A 26,179-nucleotide genomic window follows, 5' to 3' on the forward strand; every position below is an offset into this window, starting at 1 on the left:
AGCTTCAGGTGCATCTGGTCACTCAGAAGACAAGGCAGAAGCTTTGCAAGTTCAAGCAACTTCAAGTGCTTCAGTTCCTGAAAACGCACCAGACACTACTTCAGGTGCTTCTCACTAAGAGAGATATAAATAAAGAAGAAAGCGAAACCTTTTGGTTTCGCTTTTTTCTTGCTTGCAAGTATAATAAAAGAGGCAGACATACTAGGAGGTAAATAAATGCAACAATTTGGTGTGATCGGTTTATCGGTCATGGGCAAGAACTTAGCCCTCAATGTTAGAAATCACGGCTTTTCAGTCTCCGGCTTCTCCATCGACAAGCCGGAAGTCGATGCTTTGGCCAAGTACGAGGACGACAAGCTGAAGCCTTGCTACACTTGGGAAGAATTCGTTGATTCTTTGGAAAAGCCCCGCAAGATTTTGGTGCAGATCATGGCTGGTGACCCGGTTGACCAAACCATTCAGAAGCTGATCCCGCTTTTGGACAAGGGCGACATCATTATTGACGGCGGGAACTCCAACTTCCACGACACCAACCGCCGCTACCATGAATTAAAGAAGCACGGCCTGCACTTCATCGGCATGGGCGTGTCCGGTGGTGAAGAAGGTGCCTTGAACGGCCCGGCCTTGATGCCAGGCGGGGACAAGGAAGCTTATGAAGAAGCAGCACCAATCCTGACCGCGATGGCCGCTAAGACTGAAGACGGCCGCGCCTGCGTGTCCTATATCGGGCCAGAAGGGGCGGGCCACTACGTCAAGATGGTCCACAATGGGATGGAATACGCGATCATGCAGGAAATCTCAGAAGTCTATGACATCATGCGCAAGGCAGCTCACAAGTCCAACCAGGAAATGGCAGATATTTTTGCCGAATGGGACAAGGGTGACTTGAACGCCTACTTGATTGAAATTGCTTCACAAGTTTTGCGGCAAAAGGACGACTTGACTGACGACGATGTGATCGACCACATCTTGAACGTTGCTTCCTACAAGGGGACTGGCAACTGGATGCTGGAAGATGCCATCAAGCTGGGCGCTCCAATTACGGTGGTAGCGGAAGCCGTTTTGGCCCGCTTCATGTCCAAGGCAACGACCCGTGAAGGCAAGGAAGTCGTTTACGACGGTGAAGTTGCCAGCGACTTGATCGACAACTTGGGCAAGGCAATGTACCTGGCGCAGATCGTAGCTTACGCTCAGGGCTTCCAGCAGTTGACCATGGCTGCTAAGGCTTACGACTGGGAACTGAACTACCCGGCGATCGCGCAGAACTGGGAAGCGGGATGCATCATCCACGCCAAGACCCTGTACCACATTGAAGATGCTTACGCTGACGGCAAGCAACTGGACAACCTTTTCCAAGACCCATACTTTGCGGGCGTGATGGAAAAGAACCTGCCAGCCTTGAGAGCAGTCGTTAAGCTGGCAGCGGAAGCTGGCGTGCCGACTCCAAGCTTCAGCGCGGCTCTGAACTACCTGGAATCAATCTTCAACCCAAGCCTGCCGGCCAACATGATTCAGGCACAAAGAGACTACTTCGGTGCGCACACTTACTACAGAAACGACCGCGAGGGCGTTTACCACACCGAATGGTATGAAGAAAAATAACAAACAGTATTGATGAAAAGAGTGAAACTTCGTTGGAAAGTTTCACTCTTTTTGCTTGCATAGCTAATAAAGCTAGATACAAGGAATATGGATTAGGGGAAGTTATTATTAAATTGGAATATAAAACTAGCCACGGCTATCTTATGCTGCTCTTTTTACTAGGAAAAGCGTTTTAATATATAGTTGACAAATAAATCTGTCAGAAATACACTGAAAGCGGTTAAAAAAGATATAGGGGGAGCATGTTATGGAGTTTATTCGATCGCACAAAAAGTTATTGACTATTTCTGGCTTAATTGTCGTTCTGCTGCTTGGGACATTGTTGCTGTTAAAGCACGTCGATAACAGCGCCAGCACGATTTTGGAAGCTAGAATAACGGCAGACGATGACTCTGGAACTAGATTCGCGACCATCTATGATAACGGGAAAGTCGAAAAAAGCAGATCCAGTCAAAACAAGCAGTTTGTTAAGCCGATTGAAGTAGATCCACAAGTTTTTGTGGAGCATACGGACAAGAAAAACAATATTTATTTAACGGTAAACGAGAAAGAGCTGAGGAAAAACGAACAGGTCTCTTCTGATGAAAACTGGGTCAAGCTAACTAAGCTGATCGCCAAGAGAAGCAAGCACGCTATTGCGATGCTGAGCCTGTTTAAGCTTGGCGATGACTACTATGTCTTTCTAAAATACAATGCCGGGCTTTCAGATGAGGGCAGCCTTTATCAGTACAAGAGTAGCTTGACCAAAGTGGCTACTCTTGATTCCGGCAAAATATCGGGCTTAAAGAAAAAATGAGCGAGTAAAAAGCAGTCATTGGTGAAAAAATACTGGCGGAAATAAAATTATATTTTTAATGATTTCTCCCTTTTTAAAAAGGCGAGATAAATATATGACTGAATAAAAAGGTTCTGTATAAAAACGTGTGTAAATTGACTGAGAGACTTATGGCTTCTTCCTAGATAATTCCATTAATCTCAGGAAGAAATATTCATCGTCTGGATATCCATAACCCTTGCGTCTCTCAGTTTTGATCTTGTTGTTAATACCCTCTAATTTGCCCGTAGATATCCTGTGCTTAGCGAATGAATAGATTCCTGACAGGTGGCGCTGTAAGAGCCGGGCAAACCACTTAAAGTGGCTATTCTCAGTCTCGATACAAATATCAATGATGTACTCGAGTTTAACGCACATCTCCACTTCGTCATTTGAGCTATATGCCTGATCCAATAGGTCTTTGACGATGTCTATTGTGAAGAACAATCTGTTTTCTTCTAGCAGCTCGTCATACCAGCTCTCATTATCACCGTGAGCCCTAATCTCTGGCTTATTGAAGATTTCACCAGGCACGGATACTAGCTTTCCTTGTCGAGCGTTCTCGTCCTTTTGAACTAGGGTGGATCGTTTAGACATCAAGATATAACGAGAGTTCTTAAGCACTTTGGCGGCTCCTGGAGTACCTTCTTCAGCCAGTCGCTTTTGTTCATCCTTACGGATTTCAGAAACAACTTTATCGTTGAAGTTCTTGATGATATGGAAGCGATCATAGACAATGTCTAGCTTGGGATAGCGCTCTTTGAAGGCTTCCTCAAAATCTGAGTTCATGTCACAAGCAACTGCTTCAACCTTAGACATCCACTCATCGCCAACATGATCCATAAACTCATAAACAACGGCCTTCTTCTTGCCATGAGCTAAGTAAAGAATGTGCCCAGTTTCCCAGTCAATGATTACAGTGGCGTACTTATAACCATCATGCAGTTTGAATTCATCTATGGCTAGGTATCTTGCCTGTCTTTCAGGTTTAATGAGCGTCTTTCCATCGGTTGTAAATTTAGATAGGAGTTCCTTGTGAATTGACTTAACTGTCATTTTATCAAGGCCAGTAAGTGCAGCGACTTGTTTTAGAGTGTATCCATCGCTTAGTAAGTGCTCAGTGCATTCTTTTAAAGCCTTGGTAATTCGATAACCATCGGCTTTAAAGGAAATAGGCTGACTTCTAGTATTGAATTTACAATCGGTGTTGAGACAACGAAAACGTGCGTAAGATACCTTAATCTTAGTATGTTCTATTCCCAGAGGAACGTGCTTAAGGGTAGTGACTAAGGTCCCATTCTTTACTAGCTTCGCTGAGCAATCAGGGCAGAAACCAGGTTCACACTCAGCTAATTTCCCAACAAAGATTTTCTCATCATCATTTTGAATTGGCATACCCACTTGAATAAAGTCGGTTAAACCAGATTCGAAAAATAAGACACCTTTGTTAGCTTCAAAGTCTTGAGTAAAAACTGTCTGTTCTGTATAATTCATAGTAAGAAGGGCCCCCCATGTTTTTGTGGTTATTAACATTGTAAGGGACAACCCTTCTTTTTTGTTGTCTATTTTTTACTATTTACACACGAATTTATACTGAACCAATAAAAATAGCCTTAAAGCCGCGTCTGGCATGATGCTAGAGCATGTGTCAATGACTTTTGCTTGAATTTTTTGTTTAAATTCATGTTGACAGTAATTATATGTGGAACTATACTGAAAGCGATTAAAGGGGAAGAAAAAATATAAGGGAGGAGCCGTATATATGTATATTATCAGGCAACAATGGCTGCAGGACAATGCTATACGTAAGTGGTATTTCCTAGCAGCCATTTTAATTTTATTTGGGGGATGCAGCAATGCGATTGGAGTGAGAAATGCTCCACAAAGCCAGTGGCTGGAATTGACTATATTCTCGCGCTTTCTTGTTTTCAGCTTGCTAGTCCCTGCTCAAATGTTGCTTTTACTGTGCGCTTTTCGAATTCGGTTGCAGGATATTTATGTTACTGGGAGCAGGCGGATAATTTGGAAGCAGCTGGAGTACCATTTGGCGATGGCTTTGCTCGTGACTCTTGTGCCATGGGGAGTCGGCTGTCTAATGGGCATGTGTCTCAATGGCTGGGGACCAACTTTAGAAGCAATAGCAGGTGAGATACTGATTCGCTATTTGTATCTGGCCTTGTCTTGCTTGGCGACGCTACTGATTACTAGCTTTTTCTTGCTGGTAAGTAATCAAACTTGGGCGTTTTTATCTGGCTTTATTTTGAATGGTATTTCTTTTGGTTTAAACGTTAATCGCCATCTATCTTTATTCTATGATTTCCTAATTCCAAATACATATTTTTTGCTATTAGTTATGTTCCCAATGTTACTGGTCTTGATTTTGATCTTAGTATTTATCGTACGGTTAGAGATCTTTAGAAAGGATTGGTAAACCACAACTTGAAATTATAATTATGTTTGTGTGGACCCTGATCTGGGCTTTGCTGTACGTGTTAGTTGACAGTAAGCACGGCTGGGTCTAAAGGAGGAAGAATGTTTATTGAGTTAAAGAATGTAAATAAGGTCATCTCAGGCCGGCAGCTACTCAGTCAAGTCAACTGCAAGATTGAGGCTGGCCAGATCGCGGTTTTTGAAGGGATCAACGGATCTGGGAAGACCTTGATTTTAAAGACGATTTTGGGCTTGATGAAGGTTGATGGAGAAGTTTTGGTAGCTGGCAAGCAGGTCAAGCCGCAAGATGCTTATCCGGTCAAGGCTGGGATTCTGATTGAAAATCCCAGCTTGATTACAGACTTCACGGCAACGCAGAATATGGAGCTTTTAGCCAAGCTTGATGAGCATATTTCTGCAACTGAAATCGCAGAACTGCTGAAATACTTTGACTTAAGCCGCTTTCCTAATGAAAAGGTCAAGAAGTTTTCTTTAGGGATGAAGCAGAAGCTGGGTATTGCTGAAGCTTTCTTAGGCTCATATCCGCTGATTGTATTAGATGAACCGACCAACGCTTTGGATAGCGATAGTATTGATAAGTTGGTGGATTTGATCAAGTTGCGGCAAAGCAAGGGATGCACTTTTGTCATCGCCTCACATGACCGGGATTTTGTTGAGCACGTGGCAACCAAGCGCTTTAAAGTTGAAGAAGGTGTGGTTCATGAAGCGTAAAGTGTGGCTGGCAGCAGCCATCGTCTTGTGCGTGTTGGCAGGCCTGCGCTATTGGCAAGTAAATGCTAATCCTGTTTGCTGCGGGGTAGACAAGGAAATTTTTGTCAAAAAAGGGCAGGAGGTTCATGCTCCGGGAATCGACTTTAAGATTTTGTCCGCCAAGATGGTCAAAGGGAAAGAAAACGTCTATTTGACTGTAAAGGTTGATCTGAAGGATCGTGGCTATTACGCGGATGGCAAGCATGGAATAATCGCCGTGGTTAACAACATGTATTTCAATATGCCATACAGTATTAGCAATTCATCAAATAACGTAGCGATTGATGGGAGAGGGCATAAAATATCTACTTGGAATTTAACAAACAAGACGCCTCAGCCATTGACACTAACATTTACCAATCTGAGAGACTGGTACGATACAGAAAACGCACCGGCTAGATTCAGCTTTTTGGTTGGGGATGGCAATGGGTATAAGAAATATTCACTGCTTTTGGAATGAGGGAAGACAGAATGAGTTTATTATGGTCAAGATTAAATAAACGCTGGTTTGTCGCGGCAATCGCTGTTGGAATGGCAGTAAGCTTGGGGCAGATAATCGTCAACTGCTACACTGGCATGGCGAATATCGACTCTCCTTACACCCGCTGGCTGTCAATTAACACTGACTCATCTGCAACGACAATTTTCTTTATCCTCTTGCCCTTCTTAGCTAGTATTCCAGCAGGAAACATGTTAAAAGAGGACTTAGACAGCGGTCTATTCAATAAGTTTAAACTGCAGGTACCTTTAGCTCGTTTGATTAAGCAATATGCGGTTATGGCATTTGTGACTGGTTTTGTGACCATCATGATTCCTATGCTTTTTAACTTGCTGGGGTATCTGTTGATTCTTCCCAATTTTAAGCCGGATAATTTGCTGAATATCAATATTGGGATTTTTAACTTCAACACCATGCTGGTTTCCTTGTACTATAGTCACCCATTTGTTCACGCGTGTCTGAATATTTTGCTGGCTTCTATCTGGGGTGGTTTGTTCTCGGTATTTGTCTTAGTCAATTCGGTTTGGATTAGAAATCGCTTTGCCTCATTAAGTACAGCCTTGGTTTTAGAGCTGATCTTAATGGAATTGGATGCCGTTTTACCAATTGATGATATGCCAAGCATATCACCTACTGATTTCTTGCCAGAGAATGGCAGCCGTCCGCTGTTATGGCTGACAGCTTTGATGACGATAGCGTTAGCTGCCTACTGTATGGGGATGTATAAGTTGGCTTGCCGCCGGGCCGTGCTGTAACTTTCGCAGATGAAGTAGGTAATCAAAATGACTAGTCAGTATGACTTGTTTCCATGGCTTGATAGAAAATATACTTTTTCGGTATATTTTATTTAACAAATTGTGAGTAGTTGGAAAATGATAAAAAAGCGTGTAAAGGCATTGGTATACCTTTTTATAGTAATTGATGGTGGGTTATATATTCTATTTGATTTTGAGTGTATTGATGCTTTGCTTAAGCTGCTAGGCGTTAAGTCTGCGATCAGCATAATCCTTAGGTGGATCATAATTGTACTGGCCATTGCATATGAGATCTTTATAGATAGATATGATGAAGATCAGCGCAAACATGAGTAATAAGTGCAAAGATAACGCTAAAGAGCGAAACTCCATGTTGGAATTTCGCTCTTTTTTACTCAATTTCTGCTAAAAAATTCTGCCAGCCTGCTTCGCCAGCAGCATCGTCTTTGAAAACGCCGGCGTCGGCCAGGACCTGGTCAAAGACGTCAAGCAATTCCTGCTCGAGGATTTGGTCAACGTTTCGCTCGTTGAGGTCAAAGACGACCAGGTCGTCATTCATATTGCCGGAGCAAACGGCGATCTTCTTGTCTGCTCTAGGGCCGTAGGCAGCATAGGTTCCCAGACTGATCGCGCAGGGAAGACGTGGCCGCCAGTGTAGTCGGTGTGTTCGCCGATAATGTTGATCCGGCCTGGAGAAAAGAACAGATCGGCTGCTGGTTGCTTAAAAATTTGTTCGAAATTATTTTTTAAAAAAGCTGTGTTCATTCTTGATACCCTTCGTTATGGTCTGTCAGTTGATAGTCTTCCAAGCCCGAGCGTGTCCGGATAAACCGGCGCCTTTAAGGCGACTGTTTATTCTACGTGAACGGCTTTAAATAGATACCGAACGCTGTCATAGTCATGCTTGAAAATCTTGTCGAAGAAGCCGGCACGCATCAGTTCCGCGCCGCTGAACCGGCAGCCGCTGGCTTGCTCTTCATAGATTGCTTCAGGAATCAGCCCCGCCAATTTGGTGATTGAGACGCGCGGCTGTGCTTGAATCTGGTTGACGACCACGGTTACCAGCGCGGTCTTGCGGTCAGGAGCCAAGAATTCCCAGGCGGCTTTTTGGCTGGTAAATGGTGAACTTAGGCGGTATAGTTCACCATTCATGATCAAGTCACGGATTCTCTTGTAATCAGCAATCTGGTTGGCAATCGCGGCTTGTTGGGAAGAGTCAAGCTTGGTCAAGTCTAATTCATAGCCCAGCATGGCGCTCGCGGCAACATTGTAGCGGGTCTTCAGGGGCACGACGCGGCCGGTTTGCTGGTTGGGCACGTCTGAAACGTGGGCCGTCATGACTGAAGGCGGGTAGACCAGGCTGGTGGCATATTGGATCTTCGTGCGCGCCATGGCATCCGTGTTGTCGCTAGTCCAAGATTGCGGCATGTAATAGGCCCAGCCTAAGTCAAAGCGCCCGCCGCCACTGGCGCAGCCCTCAAACAGCACCTCTGGAAACGCGCTTACTAGCCGGTCTACTAGCTGGTAGACGCCTAAGATGTAGCGGTGGCTGAATTCGCCTTGGTTTTGCAGGTTTGCGGCATAGAGGTCAACCAAAGGCCGGTTCATGTCCCATTTGACATAGTCGATACCATTTTCAACAATCAAGGTCTTTAGCTGGGTGAACAGATTCTCGCGGACTTCTGGCAAAGTCAGGTTGAGGATGTATTGCCGCCGTGAAGGGAGCGGGGCGTATTGCGGCACCTTGACCAAATAGTCAGGATGCGTACGGTAGAGGTTTGAGTCAATTGAGATCATTTCGGGCTCAACCCAAATGCCAAACTTAAGCCCTAAATCATGCACGAAGTCGCTGAAATGCCGCAGTCCATGCGGGAATTTCGCGGGGTTGGCAACCCAATCGCCAAGCGAGCTGTCAGAGGCATTGCGGTGGCCAAACCAGCCGTCGTCCAAGACAAACAGCTCCATTCCTTCTTTGGCAGCCTCTGTTGCCAGGGGCTTGAGCTTGTCTTCATCAAAATCAAAGTAGGCTGCTTCCCAGCTGTTGACCAGAATTGGTCGCGCTTGCTGCTTGAATTGGCCACGAACCAGGTTGTGCTTGACCAGACCATGGAACTGCCGGCTCATGGCGCCAAGCCCCTCATGTGAGTATGTCAGCCAGACTTCAGGCGTTTGGAATTCTGAGCCGGCTGGCAAAGTCCATGAGAAATTCTCATCGTTGATGCCAGCCAGGATGCGCAATTGCCCGAATTGGTCTTTTTGAATCCAAAAGCCGTGATTGCCGGAATAGACCAGGGCAAAGCCGTAAACAGTGCCCGTTTCTTCAGTTGCCTGAGGTGAAGTCAGGGCGATAAAGGGATTTTCCTGGTGGCTGGAAACACCGCCGTTGCTGGAGATTTTCTTGAGGCCGATGTTGATTGGCTCAAGCTGCAGCTGCCGCTCGCCCATATGGGTGCCAGGCAGGGTCAGCAAGTCAAAATCGGCTGCCGGCAGGTCCACTTGCATCGAAGCGACGCGGTCCAAAGTGAGGGTTGCTGAGCCAGTATTTTTGACGCGGACGGACCGCGTGATAATGTCATAGTTGGCGAAAATCGTGTAAGACAGGATTACCTTCGCGCTGCCCGCAAGATCTTTCAAGACGATCTCAAGCGTCTGTGCTTCGGAAGGATCGTTGAGATATGCGGCTGGCAGGCCAGAGAGCTGGGGCTTGCCGTCAGTGATCGTCCAGTTTGCGACCCGCAGCTGGAGGGCATTGGCCCCATTCTCATGCTTGACCTGCAGGGCAGGCTCGCGCAGGTCCCCATCGCCACTTGCGGAAAACTCACGCGGCAGGACGTTGGGCGAGAAGGCACGGTCACTGACGTCGGCCAGGTTGGGCATGAAGTCGCGCTTGATCAGCGGGTAGGAAAGACTGCCGTGGTAGTCAGGGATGGCCTGGCCAAAGTAGACTGATGAAAGCAGGCCTTCAGTAATTTTCATGATGTAGGAGACGTGGCCATTGTTTAAATGAAACAGCTGTCTCTTTTGGTCAAAGGAAATTAAGCTCATGATTTTTCTCCTTTATGAAAAAAAGACCTTCACGGGGTGCGAAGGCCTTTCTTCAAGATTAAGCGTTTAATGTCAGGACGTCGTCACCGTGCTCTACTTGTTGGTTAGCCTTGCGGTTTAATGAGGAGTATGAAGCAGAGTTGGTAACGATTAACATGACGGTTGGATCATAACCGGCATCCTTGACGGCTTGAACGTCGACCGTTCCCAGCTTGTCGCCGGCATTGACCCGTTGGCCTGGGCTAACGAAGCTTTCCATATTCTTGCCCTTCAGCTCAACGGTGTTGATTCCGACGTGGATGAGAATTTCGGCGCCGTTATCGGATTGAATTCCATAGGCGTGCTTTGTTTCAAAAGCAACGGTTACTTCGCCAGAAACTGGAGCATAGATCGTGTTATCGGTAGGAATGATAGCAGCACCATCGCCCATCAGTTTTTGAGAGAAGACCGGGTCATTGGTTTCAGACAAGTCTTCCAATTGACCGGAAACAGGAGCGGCGACGTTTTCTGACTTAAGAGCGGCAACTTTGTTGTCTTCTGCGGCTTCTGCTGCAGGTTCACTAGCGTTGTTGGCAGCAGAAGCGGCTGGCTTGGCAGCGCTGGCTGATTCGAAGCTGGTGTCTTTCTTAACGGCAAACATCCAAGTCAAGACGAAGGCTACGCCGAAAGCAATCAGGTTAACCAGAATGTACAAAGGCAATTGGTTGTTAAGGTACAAGAGCGTCCCTGGAATACCAGTCAAGGCCATCCCAGTAGCCTTCAAGTGGAGGATTGAGGCGAAGAAACCACCGACGCCACCGCCGATCATGGCGCAAACATATGGCTTGATCAAGCGCAGGTTGACCCCGAAGACAGCTGGTTCAGTAATCCCCAAAGAAGCAGACAAGGCTGATGGGTAGGCAACTTGCTTGATTTTCTTTGAAGCAACTCTAAGACCAACGGCCAGGACGGCACCGGCTTGGGCCATGTTGCCGCAGGTACCGATTGGGTTTAAGTAGTCCCAGCCGGTTTGTGACAGCATCGTGATTTCCAGGAAGTTCAAGATGTGGTGAATCCCGAAGATCCCCAACAATTGGCCGAAACTGCCGTAGATCAAGCCGCCAATGCCGAATGGCAGGTTGAGCAGCCATTGGACAGCGACCAAAACGGCATTTTCAACGGAGTGGAAGATTGGCCCAATGATGAAGAGGGCTAAGATCAAACCGGACAGCAAGGTCAAAAATGGCGTTAAGATCAAGTCCAATGAGTCAGGAATGTGCTTCTTGAGCCATTTCTCAATCTGTGAGCCCACGATCCCAGTAATAAAGGCAGGAAGGACAGATCCTTGGTAGCCAGTGACTTTGATGAAACCGAAGAACATCAAGGCCTGAGCCTTGCCAGAACCAACATCGTAAGCGTTTGGCAGGGATGAGCTGACCAGCATCAAACCCAAGACGATCCCCAAGACTGGCGAGCCACCGAAGTTTTTGAAAGTGGACCAGGCTACCAAGGCTGGCAGGAAGGCAAAGGCCGTGTCCGTCAGTACTTGGGTAAAGGTGATAAAGTTGGCTGGAATCGTCTTGCTGGAGAGGCCAACCATGTGCAAGAGGGCATCTTGAGTCAAGAGCCCCCGCAAGCCCATGAACAGACCGGTCGCAACCAGGACGGGGATGATTGGCACGAAGACGTCACCGAAGATCCGGACAGCCCGCTGGAAAGTCATCTTTTCTTTAGGGGCATCGTCATCAGCTTCAACGTAGCCATCCCCGCCGCCGATCAGGGCGGCGAATTCATCGTAGACCTTGTCTACCAGCCCAGTCCCCAAGATGACTTGGTATTGACCAGCATTGTAGAAGCTGCCTTTAACCTTTGGCAGGTCTTCAATCGCGTCAACGTCAACCTTGTTTTGGTCTTTGGTGATGATCCGCAGCCGCGTCGCGCAGTGCATGGCGGACTTGACGTTTTCTTTTCCTCCGACATGGAGCAAAATCTGTTTGGCTAATTCTTTATTGTCCATGATTGTTCTCCTTAATATGAGTATAAAGTGCTGTTAAGGGTTGGCGTGATGGTGATCCGGCGCGTTTCCTCCGTTGTGAAATATCGCAAAGAGAAGCAGTGCTGGCCATGGTTGACGTATATTTCTGCAGCGGAAGCATCGCAGAAGATGCTGAGCTCAGCTACTTGATCAACCGTGAGGCATTTTTCTTGCCAAGTACCATCGGCCCAGTTTTTGCGCTGGATTTGCAATTGGCTTCCTTGCCGACAGATTGCGATCTGATCAGAAATCTTGATTGTGAAGTCTTGATTCTCAACCAGGCATTCCAGTTCGAAAGCCTGGCCAGCAGTGACCTCGCCGGTGACGGTCTGGGCCTTCTGACGCAATTGCTTGATTTCGGCAACCGGGTACTGATAGAGGTGACCGTTTTTGAAATGGAGCTCACGGGGAAAAGTCAGGCAGTGGATGTAGCCAAATTGCTTGGTTGGACACCGCGCTTCTTGATCCTCATCCATCCGTGACATCCAGGCGGTCATGATCTGCCGGCCTTGGTCGTCCTTGAAAGTCTGCGGAGCGTAGAAGTCCCAGCCATCATCGAGCGGTTGAGCCGCGGCTTGCGGACTGAACTGCTTGGTTTCTGGGTCAAAGCTGCCAAGCCAATAAAGAGCACGGCTGCCAAATTCTAGGTCGCCTTGATCAATTGGGGATCGCTTTTGAACTCCGCAAAGAAGGACTCCTTGCCCATCTGTTTCAAAGTAATCGGGACATTCAACCATTTGCAAGAGAGTGTCATCTTTGAAAAAGACGCCCTCGTCAGTCCAATCAACCAAGTTCATGGAAGAACTGAGATGGATTAGACCCTCGGTTTGCGTGCTTTGAGCCCCGATAATGCACCAGAAGCGGCCAGCTTGCCGCCAGACCTTCGGATCACGGAAATGTTCGGTATACCCAACTGGGGTTGGGTAGACTCGGTCAAGCTTGACGAAGGTCCGGCCGTCTTGGGAGACGGCGATTTTCTGATAAGTCTTGCGTTGGCCATCAGGCTTAGTGTTGCCGGTATAGAAGAGCCAGAGCTGATCATCATCAACCAAGCCGCTGCCTGAATAAACCCCATCTCGATCAGTTGCAGTGTCAGGCAATAGAGCCGGACCGGCATTTTGCCAGTGAACGAGGTCGGTTGACGTGAACAAGCCCCAAGCCTTGTAGCAGTGATTTGTTTCAAACCTGTTCCATTGATGGAAGAAGTAGTACTTCCCTTGGTAGCAGGTCAAGCCATTGGGATCGTTCAGCAGACCGTGTTCAGGCTCAAGGTGAAATTGATTTTTATATGTATTTTTCACGTTTTAGCCCTTTCCTTTGGTTTGCGCTTTCATTTAATCTACACTGATATCATAGCCTGAGATTTCGCTTTCAAAAATAGCCAAAACACGGATAAACATGTAAATTTCTCAGATCTGTTATATAATCAAGGGACAATGAAGCATTACTTGAGACAATACACGGACCGGTTTACCGAATTCAGCAATAAAAACATTTCTGACTTGATTTTGTATAGCTGCGGGATCGAGTATTGCGAGCCTAATCACAGCTATAGCTTGAAGAGTCGGGATTATCACTTTATCCACTTTGTCAAAGAAGGAACGGGCACCTTGGAAATCGACGGAAAGGAGTATCATGTTTCCAAGAATCAGCTGTTTATTGTTCCCGCGGGCTACGCCTTCAAGTACACGGCGGCTAGTGATGATCCTTGGAAATATTGTTGGTTTGGCTTCTTGGGCATCAGGTCAAACTTTATTTATGATGTTTCCAAGAAGCAGCAGTATGTGTTTGACTGCCATAGCGCGGTTGCATATGAGAACATTATTCGCCAGATTCTGGATACTTCGGACAACAGTTTCAGCTCTTTCTTAAAGATTAATGGCTTAATGTATACCTTGCTGGGAAATGTGGTTGATGAGATTGGCATTTTGAACCGGATGCAGCAGCAGTCCATCTCAACATTGGCCATGCACTACATGGACCTCAACTATCAAAACCCGATCCAGATTACTGATGTGGCGGAGTTTATTGGCGTGCATCCCAATTATCTGACAACGGCTTTTCATAAAGAGCGGGGAGAGTCGCCTAAGCGCTACCTGACTGAGCTGCGTGTCCGCAAAGCTAAGGAGCTGCTGGTTGAGACCGGGGATCCGGTCAATATTATTGCTGCCTCGGTCGGTTTTGATGATTCTAGTGCTTTTTCCAAGTTCTTTAAGAAGGAGACTGGCATCGCGCCGAAATTGTACCGCGACCAATATTGTTAGCTGATCACCAATTGCAAGAATAAATTGAGCGCCTAGCATAACTGCTAAAAGCAAAGATAACTCTAGAGAGCGAAGCTCCGTGTTGGGTTTCGCTCTTTTTCTTATGGACGAATATGATGCAAAATAAGCCAAATTTGACGTTTGTTCAGCAGAAAATGTCTCCTGGATTTATAATGATCGCGTAAGCTGATTAATGCTTTTTAGGAGGAAAAATATGAAAAGAAACAAGATTTTAGCTTCAGTTTCAACGGCTGCTTTAGCCTTGGGAATGTTGACAGTCATTGGTGAAAAGCAAGTCAATGCCGCGGACAATGATGATCCCGCTGACATCGTAACGGTTGTGAACTATACTCCGGCTAAGTCAGCCGTAACTGCCGTTAAAACCAGCTATAACGCCAAGACCAAGTCATTGACAATTGCTGGCAAGGCCAAAGGCGCGAGCAAGGTGGCTGTCAGCTACAATGCCAAGGCACTTAAGCCGGTCAAGGTAACCAAGAAGGGGCAATTCAAGACGGCCGTCAAGTTTACCGGCTACAAGGACTTCACTCTTACCGGCTTAAACGCCAAGGGAAAGGCGGTAACCAAGGCCTACGTTTTGACCAAGGACAACTACGCTGCCGCTAAGCCAACCCTGCTTAAGGCTGACCGGACCAAGAAGGGCCTAACCTTTACGACCGATGCCAAGAAGAAAACTACTTTAAAGTTCTACTACAAGAACAAGCTGGTCAAGAAGGCTAAGTTGACCAAGGATAAGCAAAAGGTCTTCTTCTCAGCCAAGTCACTGAAGGGCAAGAAGGGAAACTTCAAGGTCATTGCCTCAGCTGCTGGCAAGAAGAGCAGCCAAGCTGCCCAATTCAAGATCATCGGCGTTGGCCAGGCAACTGTAACCAACTACTAAAAGCGAATATAACTCTAGAGAGCGAGACTCCATCCGTGAGCTTCGCTCTTTTTCTTTTGCCCTTTATCTGACGAAAATGACGCGAAAAGCGGCAAATTTGACGGCTTTCGTTTACGGCCCGCTCCTTGGCCTACAATTGCCTTGTAAGTTGATTAGATGAGGAGCAAAAACAATGTTTAACTTTATTTTGGAAATGGAAAAAATCCTGGAACGTGACGGCAAAAGCGCCAAGCGGCACCGCAGAAGACAGCACAGATACAGCTTCATCTGTTTCCACGGCAATGATTAAAGCTGGAAAAATCCGCCTGTTTTCCCTCGACCGCCGGCAAATCCTGGCAATCCTGCTGAGCTGCCTGGCCACTGCCTTGTCCTTGAAAATTCCTCTCTTGCTAAAGCAAGTGATCGATCATGGAAAAATGCTTTCCCGGACAAGCAGCCTGGGCCAGATCGGCTTCTGCCTGCTCATTGCCAGCCTCTTGGAAGCCGGCAGCCAGTACCTGCTCAGCTTGGCCGGAGATGAGCGGATCAGAGACCTGCGCCTGCTTTTGCAGGAAAAACTCCTCCGCCTGCCTTGGAACTACTATAAGGAAAACAGCCGCGGCTCCCTGCTCAGCCATGTCCTAAACGACAGCTCAGTGGTCAAGGACTTTACCGTCAGCGTCCTGCCATCCGCTTTGGTCAGCCTGTTAACGGTTGCCGCCAGCCTGGGGATCCTGCTCAGCCTGGACGTCAAAATGACTCTGGTTATCGTTTTGACTTTTGCCTTGATTGCCAGCAGCGCCTTTCCTTTAGGAAAAATCAACGAGCACTTTGCTTATCAAAGCCAATCCAAGCTCAGCCGGGTATCTGCTGATTTGGATGAAAATCTGGCCAATATCAAGCTGATCAAGCTGACCAATGCCCAAGCCGGCGTTTTGCAAAAATTCCGCGGCGACTTGCAGGACTTGTTTGCCCTGTCCCGAAAGACTGACGCGGTTTTCAGCGTGACTGGCCCTCTGCAGACGGTCTTGACCCTGGCTGGCTTTCTCCTGATTCTGCTCTACGGCAGCCAGCGCCTGGCTAATGGCAGCCTGTCTTTGGGGATGCTGAGCTCATTTATCATGTACATGTTCGGCATCATTTCTCCGATCAACAATTTGGGCAACTTTTACATGAGCTACGCTGAAGCCCGGGGCTCCTTGAAAGCGATCAGCTTCATCCTGGCCCAGCCGGATGAAGCTGATCCCGGCCAGGAGCTGCCGAAAAAAGCCGCTGATCTCAAGGTCCGCGCCCTGACTTTTGCCTATCCAGGCAGCCAGAGCCCGGTTTTGCGGGACTTATCCCTGGACTTTAAAGAAGGGGCGAAAACAGCTTTAGTTGGCCCATCCGGGGCCGGCAAAACGACCTTGATCAACCTTTTAACCCGTTTAGAAGCTGGCTATCAAGGGCAGATCCTGCTGGGTGACCTGGAAGCCAGAAACTGCCGCTTGCCTGCCTGGCGGGACCTCTTCAGCGTGGTGGCCCAGGACAACAATATTTTTGCTGGTACAGTCGCTGACAATTTGCTCTTTGGCTTGGAAAAATCCGTCAGCCGGTCGGACATGATCCAGGCCCTGCAAGCAGCCAACCTTTGGCCGGAACTGGACCTGGACACCCAAACGGGGGAGGGCGGCTGGAAGCTGTCTCTGGGGCAAAACCAGCGCCTGCAGCTGGCCAGGGCCTACTTGCGGGATGCCCCTTGCCTAATCCTGGATGAAGCCACGGCTAACCTGGATCCCGAGTCTGAAGCCAAGGTCAGCCAAGCCGTTGACCGGATTGCCCGGGAAAAGATTGTCATCATCATCGCCCACCGGCTGTCGACGATCGCCAATGCTGATAAAATCTACTTTTTAGATCAAGGTCAGATTCAAGCGGCTGGCCGGCATGAAGACTTGCTCAAGCAGCTGCCGAAGTACCGGGCCTATGTTGAAGACCAGCTGCGGCCTTTGGAAAGCAGGTGAAAGTAGATTTTACATGTCCGCCTAAAAGGGTTATGCTTTTTTATATGCAAAAAAAGGTGGGCAAAAATCGTATGGAGAGTGAAGACAGACAAACGCGCAAATCCAACCTGCGCTTATTATTCGAAGCCCTGGTCGTGGGCCTGGTGGCGGGCATCGTTGTCGGCAGCTTCCGCTGGCTGATCGGGCAGACCCTGGCCATGTGGCAAATAGGCTACCAGGCAGCGCATACTAACCCAGCCCTCTTGTGGCTCTTAGCCGGGGGCGTTCTGGCCAGCGTGATCGTGGCCGGCTTCTTAGTCAAGCAGCAGCCCCATGCCGGCGGGTCCGGGATTCCTGAGGTAGAGCTCCAGCTGCAGGGCAAGCTGCAACTAGCTTGGTGGCCAATCCTTTGGCGGAAGTTCATCGGCGGGGTCCTGTCGATCGGGTCTGGCCTCTTTTTAGGCCGGGAAGGTCCATCAATCCAATTGGGTTCAACGGTCGGCCAGGGGGTGGCTCAGGGCTTCAAGGCTTCAAAGAGCGACTCCCGGGTCCTCCTGGCAACCGGGGCGGCCAGCGGCTTGTCCGCGGCCTTCGGGGCACCTTTGGGCGGGGCCATGTTCATCGTGGAAGAAGTCTTTCACAACTTTTCCCCCCGGGTCTGGCTGAACGCCTTAGCTGGGGCGATCATGGCCAACTTTGTGGTTTCTAATGTCTTTGGCCAGACTCCGGTCTTAGCGATCGACTACAAGCACAGCTTCCCCATCCTCCAGTACTGGCAGCTGCTCTTATTGGGGGCTTTCTTGGGCTTGATCGGCCGCTTCTACCAGTGGGGCCTGCTCAATTTCAGCCATGTTTATCAAAAAATCACCATCCTACCGCGCTGGCTGCACGGGATCATCCCGGCCCTTATCTTAGTGCCGGTCATGTACTACTTCCCAGGCTATATCGGCGGGGGCAACAACTTGATCTTGAGCTTGAACCAAATTCACGCCGTAAATGTCCTGGTCTTGATCTTCCTCTTGCGGATCAGTTTTTCCATCGTGTCTTACGATTCTGGCCTGCCGGGCGGGATCTTCCTGCCGATCTTGACCATGGGGGCCCTCTTGGGGGCGGTTTATGGCCAGTTTATGGTTGACCTGGGCCTTTTGGACCAAAAATTGGTCGTCAACTTGATCATCTTCTCTATGGCCGGGCTTTTTTCAGCCATCGTCCGCTCGCCTTTTACTGCCATCATGCTGATCGCGGAAATGGTCGGGTCACTGCTGCACCTCATGCCTTTAGCCGTGGTCTCAGTTGCCGCTTATGTCGTCAACGAACTGCTGGGCGGGGTGCCGATCTATGAAAGCCTGGCTGGCCGGATGCAGACCAAAGAAGACAACGACTATGTTGGTGAAGCAGACCAGCTGACTGTTTCCATCTATGAAGGCAGCCAGTTGGCTGACCACCAGGTCAAGGAGATTGCCTGGCCGGACCGGACTCTGGTCAAGGTTATTCACCGGGGGCAAAAGGATATTATCCCTGATGGGAATACCAAGTTGCTAGCCGGCGACCTTTTAGTCTTGGAAATCGATGAAAACCAGCGGGGCCTGGTCTATGACAAACTGGCCATCCTGCAGGAAGCCAAAGAATAAAGAAGAAAATGCATCAGAAAAAGCCTCGACCGGAGTTGAGGCTTTTTAGCTTGGCAAAAATAAGCGGAGTCTTGTAAAAGCTAATTGATCAGCGAGTTAAAATCTAGCTGCTTGTCAAAGCGATTGAGGTTAGTTTCGTCAATGGTGTGTGACACGATAATCATCGTTCGATTGCCTTGATTGAACCAGTCAAAGAGCATATCCCAGAAAACAGCACTGGTATTTTCATCAAGGTTCGCGGTAGGTTCATCAAAGATAAGGGTTCTGCTGTTTGATAGTAACCCTCTAAGCAGAAGGACTCTTCTTTTTTCACCTGTTGAGATACTTGCAGCATCAGCTGAATCTAGTGTGCTCTTTTTCAATAGTTTGGCACATAATGCTAATTCATCATCTGAAGGTGTGCGGTCAAAAAATATATTTTCAAGAACTGAGCTATTGAATAGGGTATTCTCCGCTTGCACAAAACGGATGTCCTGAAAGACGTTTTTATCGGCGGCTTGCCCAAGTGGAGCGTTGTCGTATGCAATGTCTCCGCTATCGTAAGGCTGCAGGCCGGTCAGCAAATGCAGGAACAAAGTTTTCCCGACCCCGCTTTTACCACGGATGATGTAGCTATGACCGAAGTCGAATTGCATATCTCGGTATGAGACTTCTTGGCTGGCTAATTGAACTGCCACATTTTCCAAAGAAATTTTCTTGGAAAATCCGATTGGCTCACGGTTGGCACTGGCGTTCTGAAGCACGTATTGATCGATATCATTTCTTACCGCCTTGGTGCTGTTTATTGAAGAGCTGTTGCGGGATAAGGAAAGAATAGGCATGCTGAGCTGATCAACTAGGCCAAGCAAGGTGATAACTGACGACAGTCCTAATTTTCCATGGCTGACCAGCAGCAAGGAGAAGACTAAAACTACAAAACTAGAAAAATAGGAGATAAAGGAGTATGAAGCATTAAGCGCGTATTGCTTGCCCTTTGAGCTTCTTTTTAAATTTCGTTCAGTTTCAAGTGATGCTTGAGCATTTTTTAGTACAAAGGAGCGAAGGTTAAAAATATGAACTGGAAGAATGTTTGAAATGATGTCTTCATATTTCTTCAGATTCACCCCTACTTGATCCATGTACTTCTTGTTCAGCTTGGAAATATTCTCTTTGAACACTTGGGTTACGCCCAGAGGAATGAACATGAGAGCAAGGATGATAATTGCTATAATCCAGTTGATTGCGGCAACTGCCACAAAGACAAAAACGACCCTGAGAGACAGGTAAAGATTGTCAAACCACGCGTTGTAGTATGGATATTCCAGGCTGTCGATAGAATTGGTTAAGAGCTGGGTAGCCTCTTTATCTGAACTGGCTTGCTTATATGGCTTGAATTTGGTAACAGTACTTAAAACTGATTTCTTTAACTCAAAGAAGGTCTCTGAAACCAGTTTGTTTTCATACTGCCATTCCACGTAGTAGAAGGAAACCTCAATTGTCATTACCAACGCGAACAATAAGAAGCTGACTAACAACTGGGAGCTTTTGCCGGATACAGCTTGCTGGAACATTCTCCCTTTTAGGAACTGGATGTATGTTGCTGATCCTACAGAAACTGACAGTATCAGCAATAGAACGACAAGCTTAGCGTTTTTTACATGATAGATAAACTGCTTTTTCACTAATATATACACTTTCTTGAAATTTTTACGATCCGTTCGTTAATTTTTGATTAACTCGTCTCATCTTACTCACATCATGCTACAATTTTTACTGAAGTCAACCTTTTTTATGAAAAATACTGAAAAAATAGCAGGTTTAGCAGATTTACATTTTATAGCAAAATTATTATAAACGGCCGGGTTAGAAATATTAAGACAAATCTATCAAAAAAGACGCCCCGAGCGTATCAAGAGCAGATACGTTTGAGGCGCCTTTTTAGCTTGGCAAAAATTGTTATTGTTATGGTTTAGACGTTCAAGATCAGGAAGTAGATCACGAAGACTACAGCCAGGATCCACATCATTGGGCTGACTTCCTTGGTCCGCTTGGCAGCAGTCATGGAGATCGGGTAAATGATCAGACCCAGGGCCATCCCGTCAGCGATGGAGTAGGTCAAGCCCATGCCGATCACGATCAAGAAGGCTGGAACAGCGATTTCCAGCTTGTCCCAGGAGATCTTGGCCAGGTTAGCGGCCATCAAAACGCCGACGATAATCAAGGCTGGAGCAGTAACCGTAGTCGTTACCACGCTCAAAAGCGGGCTGAAGAACATGGACAAAAGGAAGAAGATACCAACCCAAACGGCAGTCAAACCTGACCGGCCGCCGGCAGCGATCCCGGATGAAGATTCAACGTAGGCGCCAACCGGTGAAGTACCAATGATGGAACCAGCCATCATGGCCGTTGAGTCAGCCGCCATGGCCTTGCCGATTCTTGGCATCTTGCCGTCCTTGTCAACCAGGCCAGCCTGGTGAGCCAGACCGATCAAGGTACCAGTGGTGTCAAAGAAGGCCACCAAGAGGAAGGTTAAAACGACCGTCCACATCTGCACCGTGTTGATGTCGCCCAGGTGGAAGATGGCTTGGCCGAAGCTTGGCTTCAAGCTTGGCGCCAAAGAAATGACAGAGGTCGGCATCTTGCTTTGGCCAACCAGGATGCTGAAGATTGAAGACAGGACGATCCCGATGAAGATTGCGCCTGGCACCCGCCGGATCATCAAGACGATGGTTACCAGCAGACCGAAGATGGTTACCCAGGTAGCCGGGTCCTTGAAGGAACCGATAGTTACCAAAGTAGAAGCGCTGTTGACAACCAGCTTGCCGTTTTGCAGGCCCAGGAAGGCGATGAAGATCCCGATCCCGGCGGAGATGGCAAATTTCAAGTCGTTAGGGATGCTGTCCACGATCAGTTCCCGCAGCTTGAAGACCGTAATCAAAATGAAGATGATTGAGGCCACGAAAACAGCCGCCAGGGCAGTCTGCCACTTCACCTTCATGCCGAGGCAGACAGTGTAAGCGAAGAAGGCGTTAAGACCCAAAGACGGGGCAGTAGCGATCGGGTAGTTGGCAAAAATACCCATGATAAGACAGCCGAGCGCGCTGGCCAGGGCAGTTGCCGTGAAGACCGCACCCTTGTCCATCCCGCTGGCGCCCAAGATGCTGGGGTTGACGAAAAGGATGTAGCACATCGCGAAGAAGGTCGTCAGACCAGCGATGAACTCCCGCTTAGGGTTTGAACCGAGCTTGTCGAGCTCGAAATACTTGTTAATAAATTCCATTTGATCCTCCAGTAGGTAATGTTCGGAATTTCCTCCAATAGAAGGAGATATTTCTACCTTAACATGGAATTAACCAGATGTAAATACGAATCATAATTTTATTAGTGATTATAAAGTATGCTTCCATTATTTTTAACCGCTAAAAAGCGCTTGAGCATGGCAACTCAAGCGCTTTCCTTTTATTTTTTCACTTGCTTTTAAAAAATCTAAACTTAGCTTAGATATTCAAAACCTTGTTCAAGAAGTTCTTGGTTTCTTCTTCCTGCGGGTGGTCGAAGATTTCCTCTGGCGTCCCCAGTTCCTTGATCACGCCGCCGTAGAAGAAGGCAACCTTGTCAGCCACCTGCTTGGCGAAGCCCATTTCGTGGGTGACCACGATCATGGTCATCCCTTCCTGGGCAAGTTCCTTCATAACGTTCAAAACGTCGCCGACCATTTCTGGGTCCAGGGCACTGGTCGGTTCGTCAAAGAGCATGACATCCGGCTTCATGGCCAGGGCCCGGGCGATGGCTACCCGCTGCTGCTGGCCGCCGGACAGGGTGGTCGGCTTGACGTCGGCCTTGTCGTCCATGTTGACCATCTGCAGGTACTTGTGGGCTTCCTTGATGGCCGTTTCCTTGTCTTCCTTGCCCAGTTCGACCGGAGCCAGGATGATGTTTTCCAGGACGGTCATGTTCGGGAAGAGGTTGAAGTGCTGGAAGACCATGCCGATATTTTCCCGGATCTTGTTGATGTCCGCCTTTGGGTCAGCCAGGTCGGCCCCGTCGACGAGGATGTGGCCCTTTTGGAATTCTTCCAGCTTGTTGATGCAGCGCAGGAAGGTGCTCTTCCCGGAGCCGGAAGGACCGATGATGCAGACTACTTCGCTGGGCAGGACGTTCAAGTTGGCGCCCTTGATGACTTCGTGAACGCCATCGTAGCTCTTGTGCAGGTCAGTTACCTGAACCTTGTATTTTTCTTCCATGGAAAAAGCCTCCTTTTAACTAATGTTGCATCTTCTTTTGAATGTAGTTGGACAGCCAGGTAAGCAGGGTGATGATGATCAGGTACATTACGGCGATGATCAGCCACATCTTGAAGCCCTGGAAGTTCTGGGCGATCAAGGTGGTACCAGTTTGCGTCAAGTCCATGACCCCGATGGCGGAAAGGATGGAAGTGTCCTTAAGAGTGATGATGAACTGGTTGACCAGGGATGGAATCATCAGCTTGAAGCCTTGCGGGGCAACAACCTTCCACAGGGCCTTGTAGTAAGGCAGACCCAGGGACCGGGCCGCTTCCCACTGGCCCACGTCAACTGATTCAAAGCCCCCGCGGACGATAGCCCCGATGTAGGCCCCTTCGTCCAGCATCAAAGTCAGGATGCCGGCAGTAAAGAGGGGCAGCTTGTGGCCCAGCAGGGTCGGCATACCGATGTAGATAAAGAAGGCCAGAACCATCATTGGAATACCACGGAAGATGTAGATGATTACGTTGGCCAGGCCATGCCAGAACTTGTGCTCAGCGATCCCCATGATCCCGAGGATCAAGCCGAAGACCAGGGCGGCCAGGATGCCGACAATTGACAGTTCGATGGTCATCCACAGACCTTGCAGCAGAGCGCCGGCGTTGTCCTTGATCAAGCCTAAAATTGAAGTATCAGCTACGACTTGGCTCTTAACCGCCTTCTTGCTGGTGTACTTGTTGACGATCTTCTTTAAGCGGCCAGTCTTCTTCAGCCAGGCCAGACCGTCGTTGAACATCTTGAGGAGTTCCTGGTTTTTCCCCTTCTTAACAGCAAAAGCCAGAGGGGCGTTAGCCACTTGCTTGCCGACGATGCGCAGGCCGGTCCCGTTGGCAATCCCATAGCGCAGGGACGGACCATCATCGAAGCAGGCGTCAGCGTTGCCGGCCTTGACGTCAGCCCAGGAAGTGTTGGAGTTGGTGTAGTACTTCAGCTTGAAGCCGTACTTCTTTTGGACGGACTTGGCATAGATAGCAGAAGTGGTCCCGGTCTTGACGTTAACCGTCTTGCCCTTGAGGTCCTTCATACTGGTGATTTTGCTGTCCTTGGCCACGGCCAGGCAGACCCCGTCAGTGTAGTAGGAGTTGCTGAAGTCGATGGTCTTCTTTCTTTCTTCAGTCACGCTCATGCCGGCGATCATCCCGTCGATCTGGCCAGACTGCAGGGCCTGGACGTCGGCGTTGAAGGACATGATCTTCAGCTCGTACTTGAACTTTTCGTGCTTGGCGATTTCCCGGAGGATTTCGATGTCAATCCCCGGGTTCTTGCCATTGTAGGTACCATCCTTGTCTTGGATTTCAAAGGGCTTGAAAGTCTGGTCGGTACCGATGATGTAAGTCTTCTTGCTGGCAGCCTGGGCCTTGGGCGCCGTTAAGAACAGCGCGGCGATGAGCAGGCTGACTGGCAGCAGGAGAAGTTTGCGAAGTTTCTTTAAATGCATGTTATCTTTTCACCCTTTTTCATAAATAGTTTCTTCCGCTAAAAAAACAGATTGTCAATATTGTATCACGTTTTTAAGAAACAGTTCATTTTATGCAACTTATCTTTGGCTAAAAGCAACCGGTACCAATTTTCTTTTTAAAGTGAAATCCCATATAGAATTAAAAAAATTCGTTCTGCAAGGCTGAAAACTAACTAAACAAGGAATTTAGCCTAAATAAAAAAGCCCCCGTCAGGGGAGCTTCTTAAGATGAAAATTCGATTGATTCAGTGGCAATTTCACCGGCCTGCCAGTTTTTTGGCAGCTTGCCCACTTGCTTGAGCTTCTGGGTGATCTGGTCCAGGACTTCAGTCCGGTCGCTTTCGCTGGCCATGAAGTCGTAGTGGTCGCCGTCGATCATCATCTTTGGTGAGTAGTCGTAGTCGTCGTACCACTTCTCATAGTAGCGGAGCATCCGCTTGTAGTAGTCTTCCAAGGTCGGGTCGAAGCTGAGCTGCTCGTAGGACCGGCCCCGCTTCTGGATCCGGCTGATCATTGTTTCATAGGAAACATTGATGTGAACCAGGAGGTCAGGATGGCGCTTAGGCATCCGCTCCAGTTCCTTCATCATGCTTTCCAGCAGCTCATCGTAGGTCTGGACTTCCAGGTCATTGGCCCGGCCGATGTCGGCATTCATATGGAAGAAAAGAGAATCTTCATAGATGGACCGGTCCAGGACGTTGTTGTCGTCGCTGAGGGCTTTTTTAATGCTGTGGAAGCGCGTGTTCAAGAAGAAGAGCTGCAGCAGGTAGGTGTACTTGAGGGGGTCCTTGTAGAAAAGCGGGAGGACAGGGTTGTCATCGACGCTTTCGTAGAAAGGCTTGGTCCCCAGATATTTGGAAAGAATTGCGGTTAGGCTGGATTTACCGGCTCCAACGGGCCCACTTAATACAATAACGGTCATCACGTTCCTTCTAACAACTAACTATAAATTACCGATTTCGCGCAGCTTGTTGTCGATGATGTCCAGAACCAGGTCCTGGTCATCGATGTTGTCGACAAAGTCGTACTTGTCACCATCGATCATCATCTTTGGTGAAACGTCATATTGTTCATACCAGGGCTCGTAGTAGCGCAGGAGGTTCTGGTAGTATTCCTTCAAGCCCGGGTCGGAGTCGAGCTGTTCGAACTCCCGGCCCCGCTTGCCGATCCGCTTGAGCATGGTGTCAAGGGAGACGTGGATGTAGATCAGGAGGTCCGGCTTCTTGCGCGGATTGCCTGGCACGTCTTCCATCATGTTGTCCATCAAATCGTGATAGATTTGGTATTCAGTCGGGTCGGCCACACCGCTGTCGACGTTCATGTTGAAGAAGAGCAGGTCTTCGTAGATGGACCGGTCTAAAACGTCGTTGTGGTTGCCGGCGGCAGCGTTGATTTCAGCCAGCCGCTTGTTCAAGAAGTAGGTGTTCAAGAGGAAGGTGTACCGTTTCATGTCTTTGTAGTACAAAGGCAGAACCGGATTGTTGTTGACCTCTTCGTAATATGCTGTTGAGCCAAGGTGCTTGGCGAGGATACTGGTTAAACTGGATTTTCCGGCTCCAATTGGGCCACTTAAGACAATAACGGTGATCACACTCTTTCTATTCATACTATACTAGATCTACGTTGCTCTAATAGTTTATTGCAAGATATAGTGCCTTAGCAAGCTTTTTGTCCAAAAAGATTTTTTATATGATAAAGGAATAATTTGCCTGGAGGAGGGATGGTGTTTCACGTGGAACAATAACATGAAAGAACCCTACCGGATTAGGAATCCAGT

Annotated in this window: 22 protein-coding genes; 10 read left to right on the forward strand and 12 right to left on the reverse strand. The window is 48.2% G+C overall.

Features of this window, described 5'->3' with window-relative positions; translation table 11 throughout:
- Nucleotides 1-216 precede the first annotated feature (216 nt).
- Together gndA and ACLUXO_RS04725 are read left to right on the forward strand one after the other, a co-directional pair.
- On the forward strand, nt 217-1,602 hold the full coding sequence (gndA, locus tag ACLUXO_RS04720) for an NADP-dependent phosphogluconate dehydrogenase (RefSeq protein WP_412136535.1): 1,386 nt from the start codon (nt 217-219) through the stop codon (nt 1,600-1,602).
- A 247-nt stretch (nt 1,603-1,849) separates the two neighbouring features.
- A complete protein-coding gene (locus tag ACLUXO_RS04725) occupies nt 1,850-2,398 on the forward strand; it encodes a hypothetical protein (protein WP_412136536.1) in 549 nt (182 codons plus the stop codon).
- A 147-nt stretch (nt 2,399-2,545) separates the two neighbouring features.
- On the opposite strand, the gene ACLUXO_RS04730 is transcribed toward ACLUXO_RS04725, so the two are convergent.
- The gene (locus ACLUXO_RS04730) at nt 2,546-3,910 is read right to left on the reverse strand and encodes an ISL3 family transposase (protein ID WP_412136537.1); all 1,365 of its coding nucleotides are present in this window, start codon (nt 3,908-3,910) and stop codon (nt 2,546-2,548) included.
- A gap of 268 nt (nt 3,911-4,178) precedes the next feature.
- Between ACLUXO_RS04730 and ACLUXO_RS04735 the strand changes: the two genes are divergently transcribed.
- The 4 genes from ACLUXO_RS04735 to ACLUXO_RS04750 all read left to right on the forward strand — a co-directional run bounded on the left by ACLUXO_RS04735 (nt 4,179) and on the right by ACLUXO_RS04750 (nt 6,871).
- Nucleotides 4,179-4,847, forward strand: coding sequence for a beta-carotene 15,15'-monooxygenase (locus ACLUXO_RS04735; RefSeq protein ID WP_201330883.1), 669 nt, complete (start codon nt 4,179-4,181; stop codon nt 4,845-4,847).
- Nucleotides 4,848-4,948: 101 nt separating this feature from the next.
- Complete coding sequence (locus ACLUXO_RS04740; RefSeq protein WP_412136538.1) at nt 4,949-5,578, forward strand: ATP-binding cassette domain-containing protein; 630 nt, start codon at nt 4,949-4,951, stop codon at nt 5,576-5,578.
- On the forward strand, nt 5,568-6,077 hold the full coding sequence (locus ACLUXO_RS04745) for a hypothetical protein (protein WP_412136539.1): 510 nt from the start codon (nt 5,568-5,570) through the stop codon (nt 6,075-6,077). The genes ACLUXO_RS04740 and ACLUXO_RS04745 overlap by 11 nt, the downstream gene beginning before the upstream one ends.
- 11 nt (nt 6,078-6,088) lie before the next feature.
- Nucleotides 6,089-6,871 (forward strand): hypothetical protein, encoded by a 783-nt coding sequence (locus tag ACLUXO_RS04750; protein WP_412136540.1) that lies wholly within the window; start codon nt 6,089-6,091, stop codon nt 6,869-6,871.
- 391 nt (nt 6,872-7,262) lie between these two features.
- On the opposite strand, the gene ACLUXO_RS04755 is transcribed toward ACLUXO_RS04750, so the two are convergent.
- From ACLUXO_RS04755 to ACLUXO_RS04775, 5 genes are all read right to left on the reverse strand, one after another.
- The gene (locus ACLUXO_RS04755; RefSeq protein WP_412136591.1) at nt 7,263-7,430 is read right to left on the reverse strand and encodes a hypothetical protein; all 168 of its coding nucleotides are present in this window, start codon (nt 7,428-7,430) and stop codon (nt 7,263-7,265) included.
- Complete coding sequence (locus ACLUXO_RS04760; RefSeq protein ID WP_412136541.1) at nt 7,427-7,636, reverse strand: galactokinase family protein; 210 nt, start codon at nt 7,634-7,636, stop codon at nt 7,427-7,429. Before ACLUXO_RS04760 ends, ACLUXO_RS04755 begins: the two co-directional genes overlap by 4 nt.
- Before the next feature lie 87 nt (nt 7,637-7,723).
- The gene (locus tag ACLUXO_RS04765) at nt 7,724-9,916 is read right to left on the reverse strand and encodes an alpha-galactosidase (RefSeq protein ID WP_412136542.1); all 2,193 of its coding nucleotides are present in this window, start codon (nt 9,914-9,916) and stop codon (nt 7,724-7,726) included.
- 58 nt (nt 9,917-9,974) lie between these two features.
- Nucleotides 9,975-11,912 carry a sucrose-specific PTS transporter subunit IIBC gene (locus tag ACLUXO_RS04770; RefSeq protein ID WP_412136543.1) on the reverse strand — a complete coding sequence of 646 codons (1,938 nt, stop codon included), beginning with the start codon at nt 11,910-11,912 and terminating at the stop codon, nt 9,975-9,977.
- An 11-nt stretch (nt 11,913-11,923) separates the two neighbouring features.
- Nucleotides 11,924-13,231 carry a glycoside hydrolase family 32 protein gene (locus ACLUXO_RS04775; protein ID WP_412136544.1) on the reverse strand — a complete coding sequence of 436 codons (1,308 nt, stop codon included), beginning with the start codon at nt 13,229-13,231 and terminating at the stop codon, nt 11,924-11,926.
- Nucleotides 13,232-13,378: 147 nt separating this feature from the next.
- Here ACLUXO_RS04775 and ACLUXO_RS04780 point away from each other — a divergent pair, with 147 nt between their 5' ends.
- The 4 genes from ACLUXO_RS04780 (at nt 13,379) to ACLUXO_RS04795 (ending at nt 18,681) form a co-directional block, all read left to right on the forward strand.
- Entirely contained in the window at nt 13,379-14,194 is an 816-nt protein-coding gene (locus tag ACLUXO_RS04780) for an AraC family transcriptional regulator (RefSeq protein ID WP_412129264.1), read from the forward strand.
- 214 nt (nt 14,195-14,408) lie between these two features.
- Nucleotides 14,409-15,092, forward strand: coding sequence for a zinc metalloproteinase (locus ACLUXO_RS04785; RefSeq protein ID WP_412136545.1), 684 nt, complete (start codon nt 14,409-14,411; stop codon nt 15,090-15,092).
- A gap of 281 nt (nt 15,093-15,373) precedes the next feature.
- Nucleotides 15,374-17,071 carry an ABC transporter ATP-binding protein gene (locus tag ACLUXO_RS04790; protein WP_412136546.1) on the forward strand — a complete coding sequence of 566 codons (1,698 nt, stop codon included), beginning with the start codon at nt 15,374-15,376 and terminating at the stop codon, nt 17,069-17,071.
- A gap of 71 nt (nt 17,072-17,142) precedes the next feature.
- Nucleotides 17,143-18,681 (forward strand): ClC family H(+)/Cl(-) exchange transporter, encoded by a 1,539-nt coding sequence (locus ACLUXO_RS04795; protein ID WP_412136547.1) that lies wholly within the window; start codon nt 17,143-17,145, stop codon nt 18,679-18,681.
- Between the two features lie 80 nt (nt 18,682-18,761).
- Here the strand turns inward: ACLUXO_RS04795 and ACLUXO_RS04800 are convergent, their stop codons facing one another.
- The 6 genes from ACLUXO_RS04800 to ACLUXO_RS04825 all read right to left on the reverse strand — a co-directional run bounded on the left by ACLUXO_RS04800 (nt 18,762) and on the right by ACLUXO_RS04825 (nt 25,993).
- On the reverse strand, nt 18,762-20,342 hold the full coding sequence (locus tag ACLUXO_RS04800) for an ATP-binding cassette domain-containing protein (RefSeq protein ID WP_412136548.1): 1,581 nt from the start codon (nt 20,340-20,342) through the stop codon (nt 18,762-18,764).
- Between the two features lie 287 nt (nt 20,343-20,629).
- Nucleotides 20,630-21,940, reverse strand: a complete 1,311-nt coding sequence (locus tag ACLUXO_RS04805) for an NCS2 family permease (RefSeq protein ID WP_412136549.1) — start codon at nt 21,938-21,940, stop codon at nt 20,630-20,632.
- Between the two features lie 217 nt (nt 21,941-22,157).
- Nucleotides 22,158-22,904 carry an amino acid ABC transporter ATP-binding protein gene (locus ACLUXO_RS04810; RefSeq protein ID WP_412136550.1) on the reverse strand — a complete coding sequence of 249 codons (747 nt, stop codon included), beginning with the start codon at nt 22,902-22,904 and terminating at the stop codon, nt 22,158-22,160.
- Nucleotides 22,905-22,923: 19 nt separating this feature from the next.
- A complete protein-coding gene (locus ACLUXO_RS04815) occupies nt 22,924-24,381 on the reverse strand; it encodes an ABC transporter substrate-binding protein/permease (RefSeq protein WP_412136551.1) in 1,458 nt (485 codons plus the stop codon).
- A gap of 244 nt (nt 24,382-24,625) precedes the next feature.
- A complete protein-coding gene (locus ACLUXO_RS04820; protein ID WP_412136552.1) occupies nt 24,626-25,324 on the reverse strand; it encodes a deoxynucleoside kinase in 699 nt (232 codons plus the stop codon).
- 21 nt (nt 25,325-25,345) lie between these two features.
- Nucleotides 25,346-25,993, reverse strand: a complete 648-nt coding sequence (locus ACLUXO_RS04825) for a deoxynucleoside kinase (RefSeq protein WP_260268679.1) — start codon at nt 25,991-25,993, stop codon at nt 25,346-25,348.
- Nucleotides 25,994-26,179: the final 186 nt, after the last annotated feature.

The organism is Lactobacillus delbrueckii subsp. bulgaricus (assembly GCF_046938665.1).
Classification (GTDB): Bacteria; Bacillota; Bacilli; order Lactobacillales; family Lactobacillaceae; genus Lactobacillus; species Lactobacillus delbrueckii_C.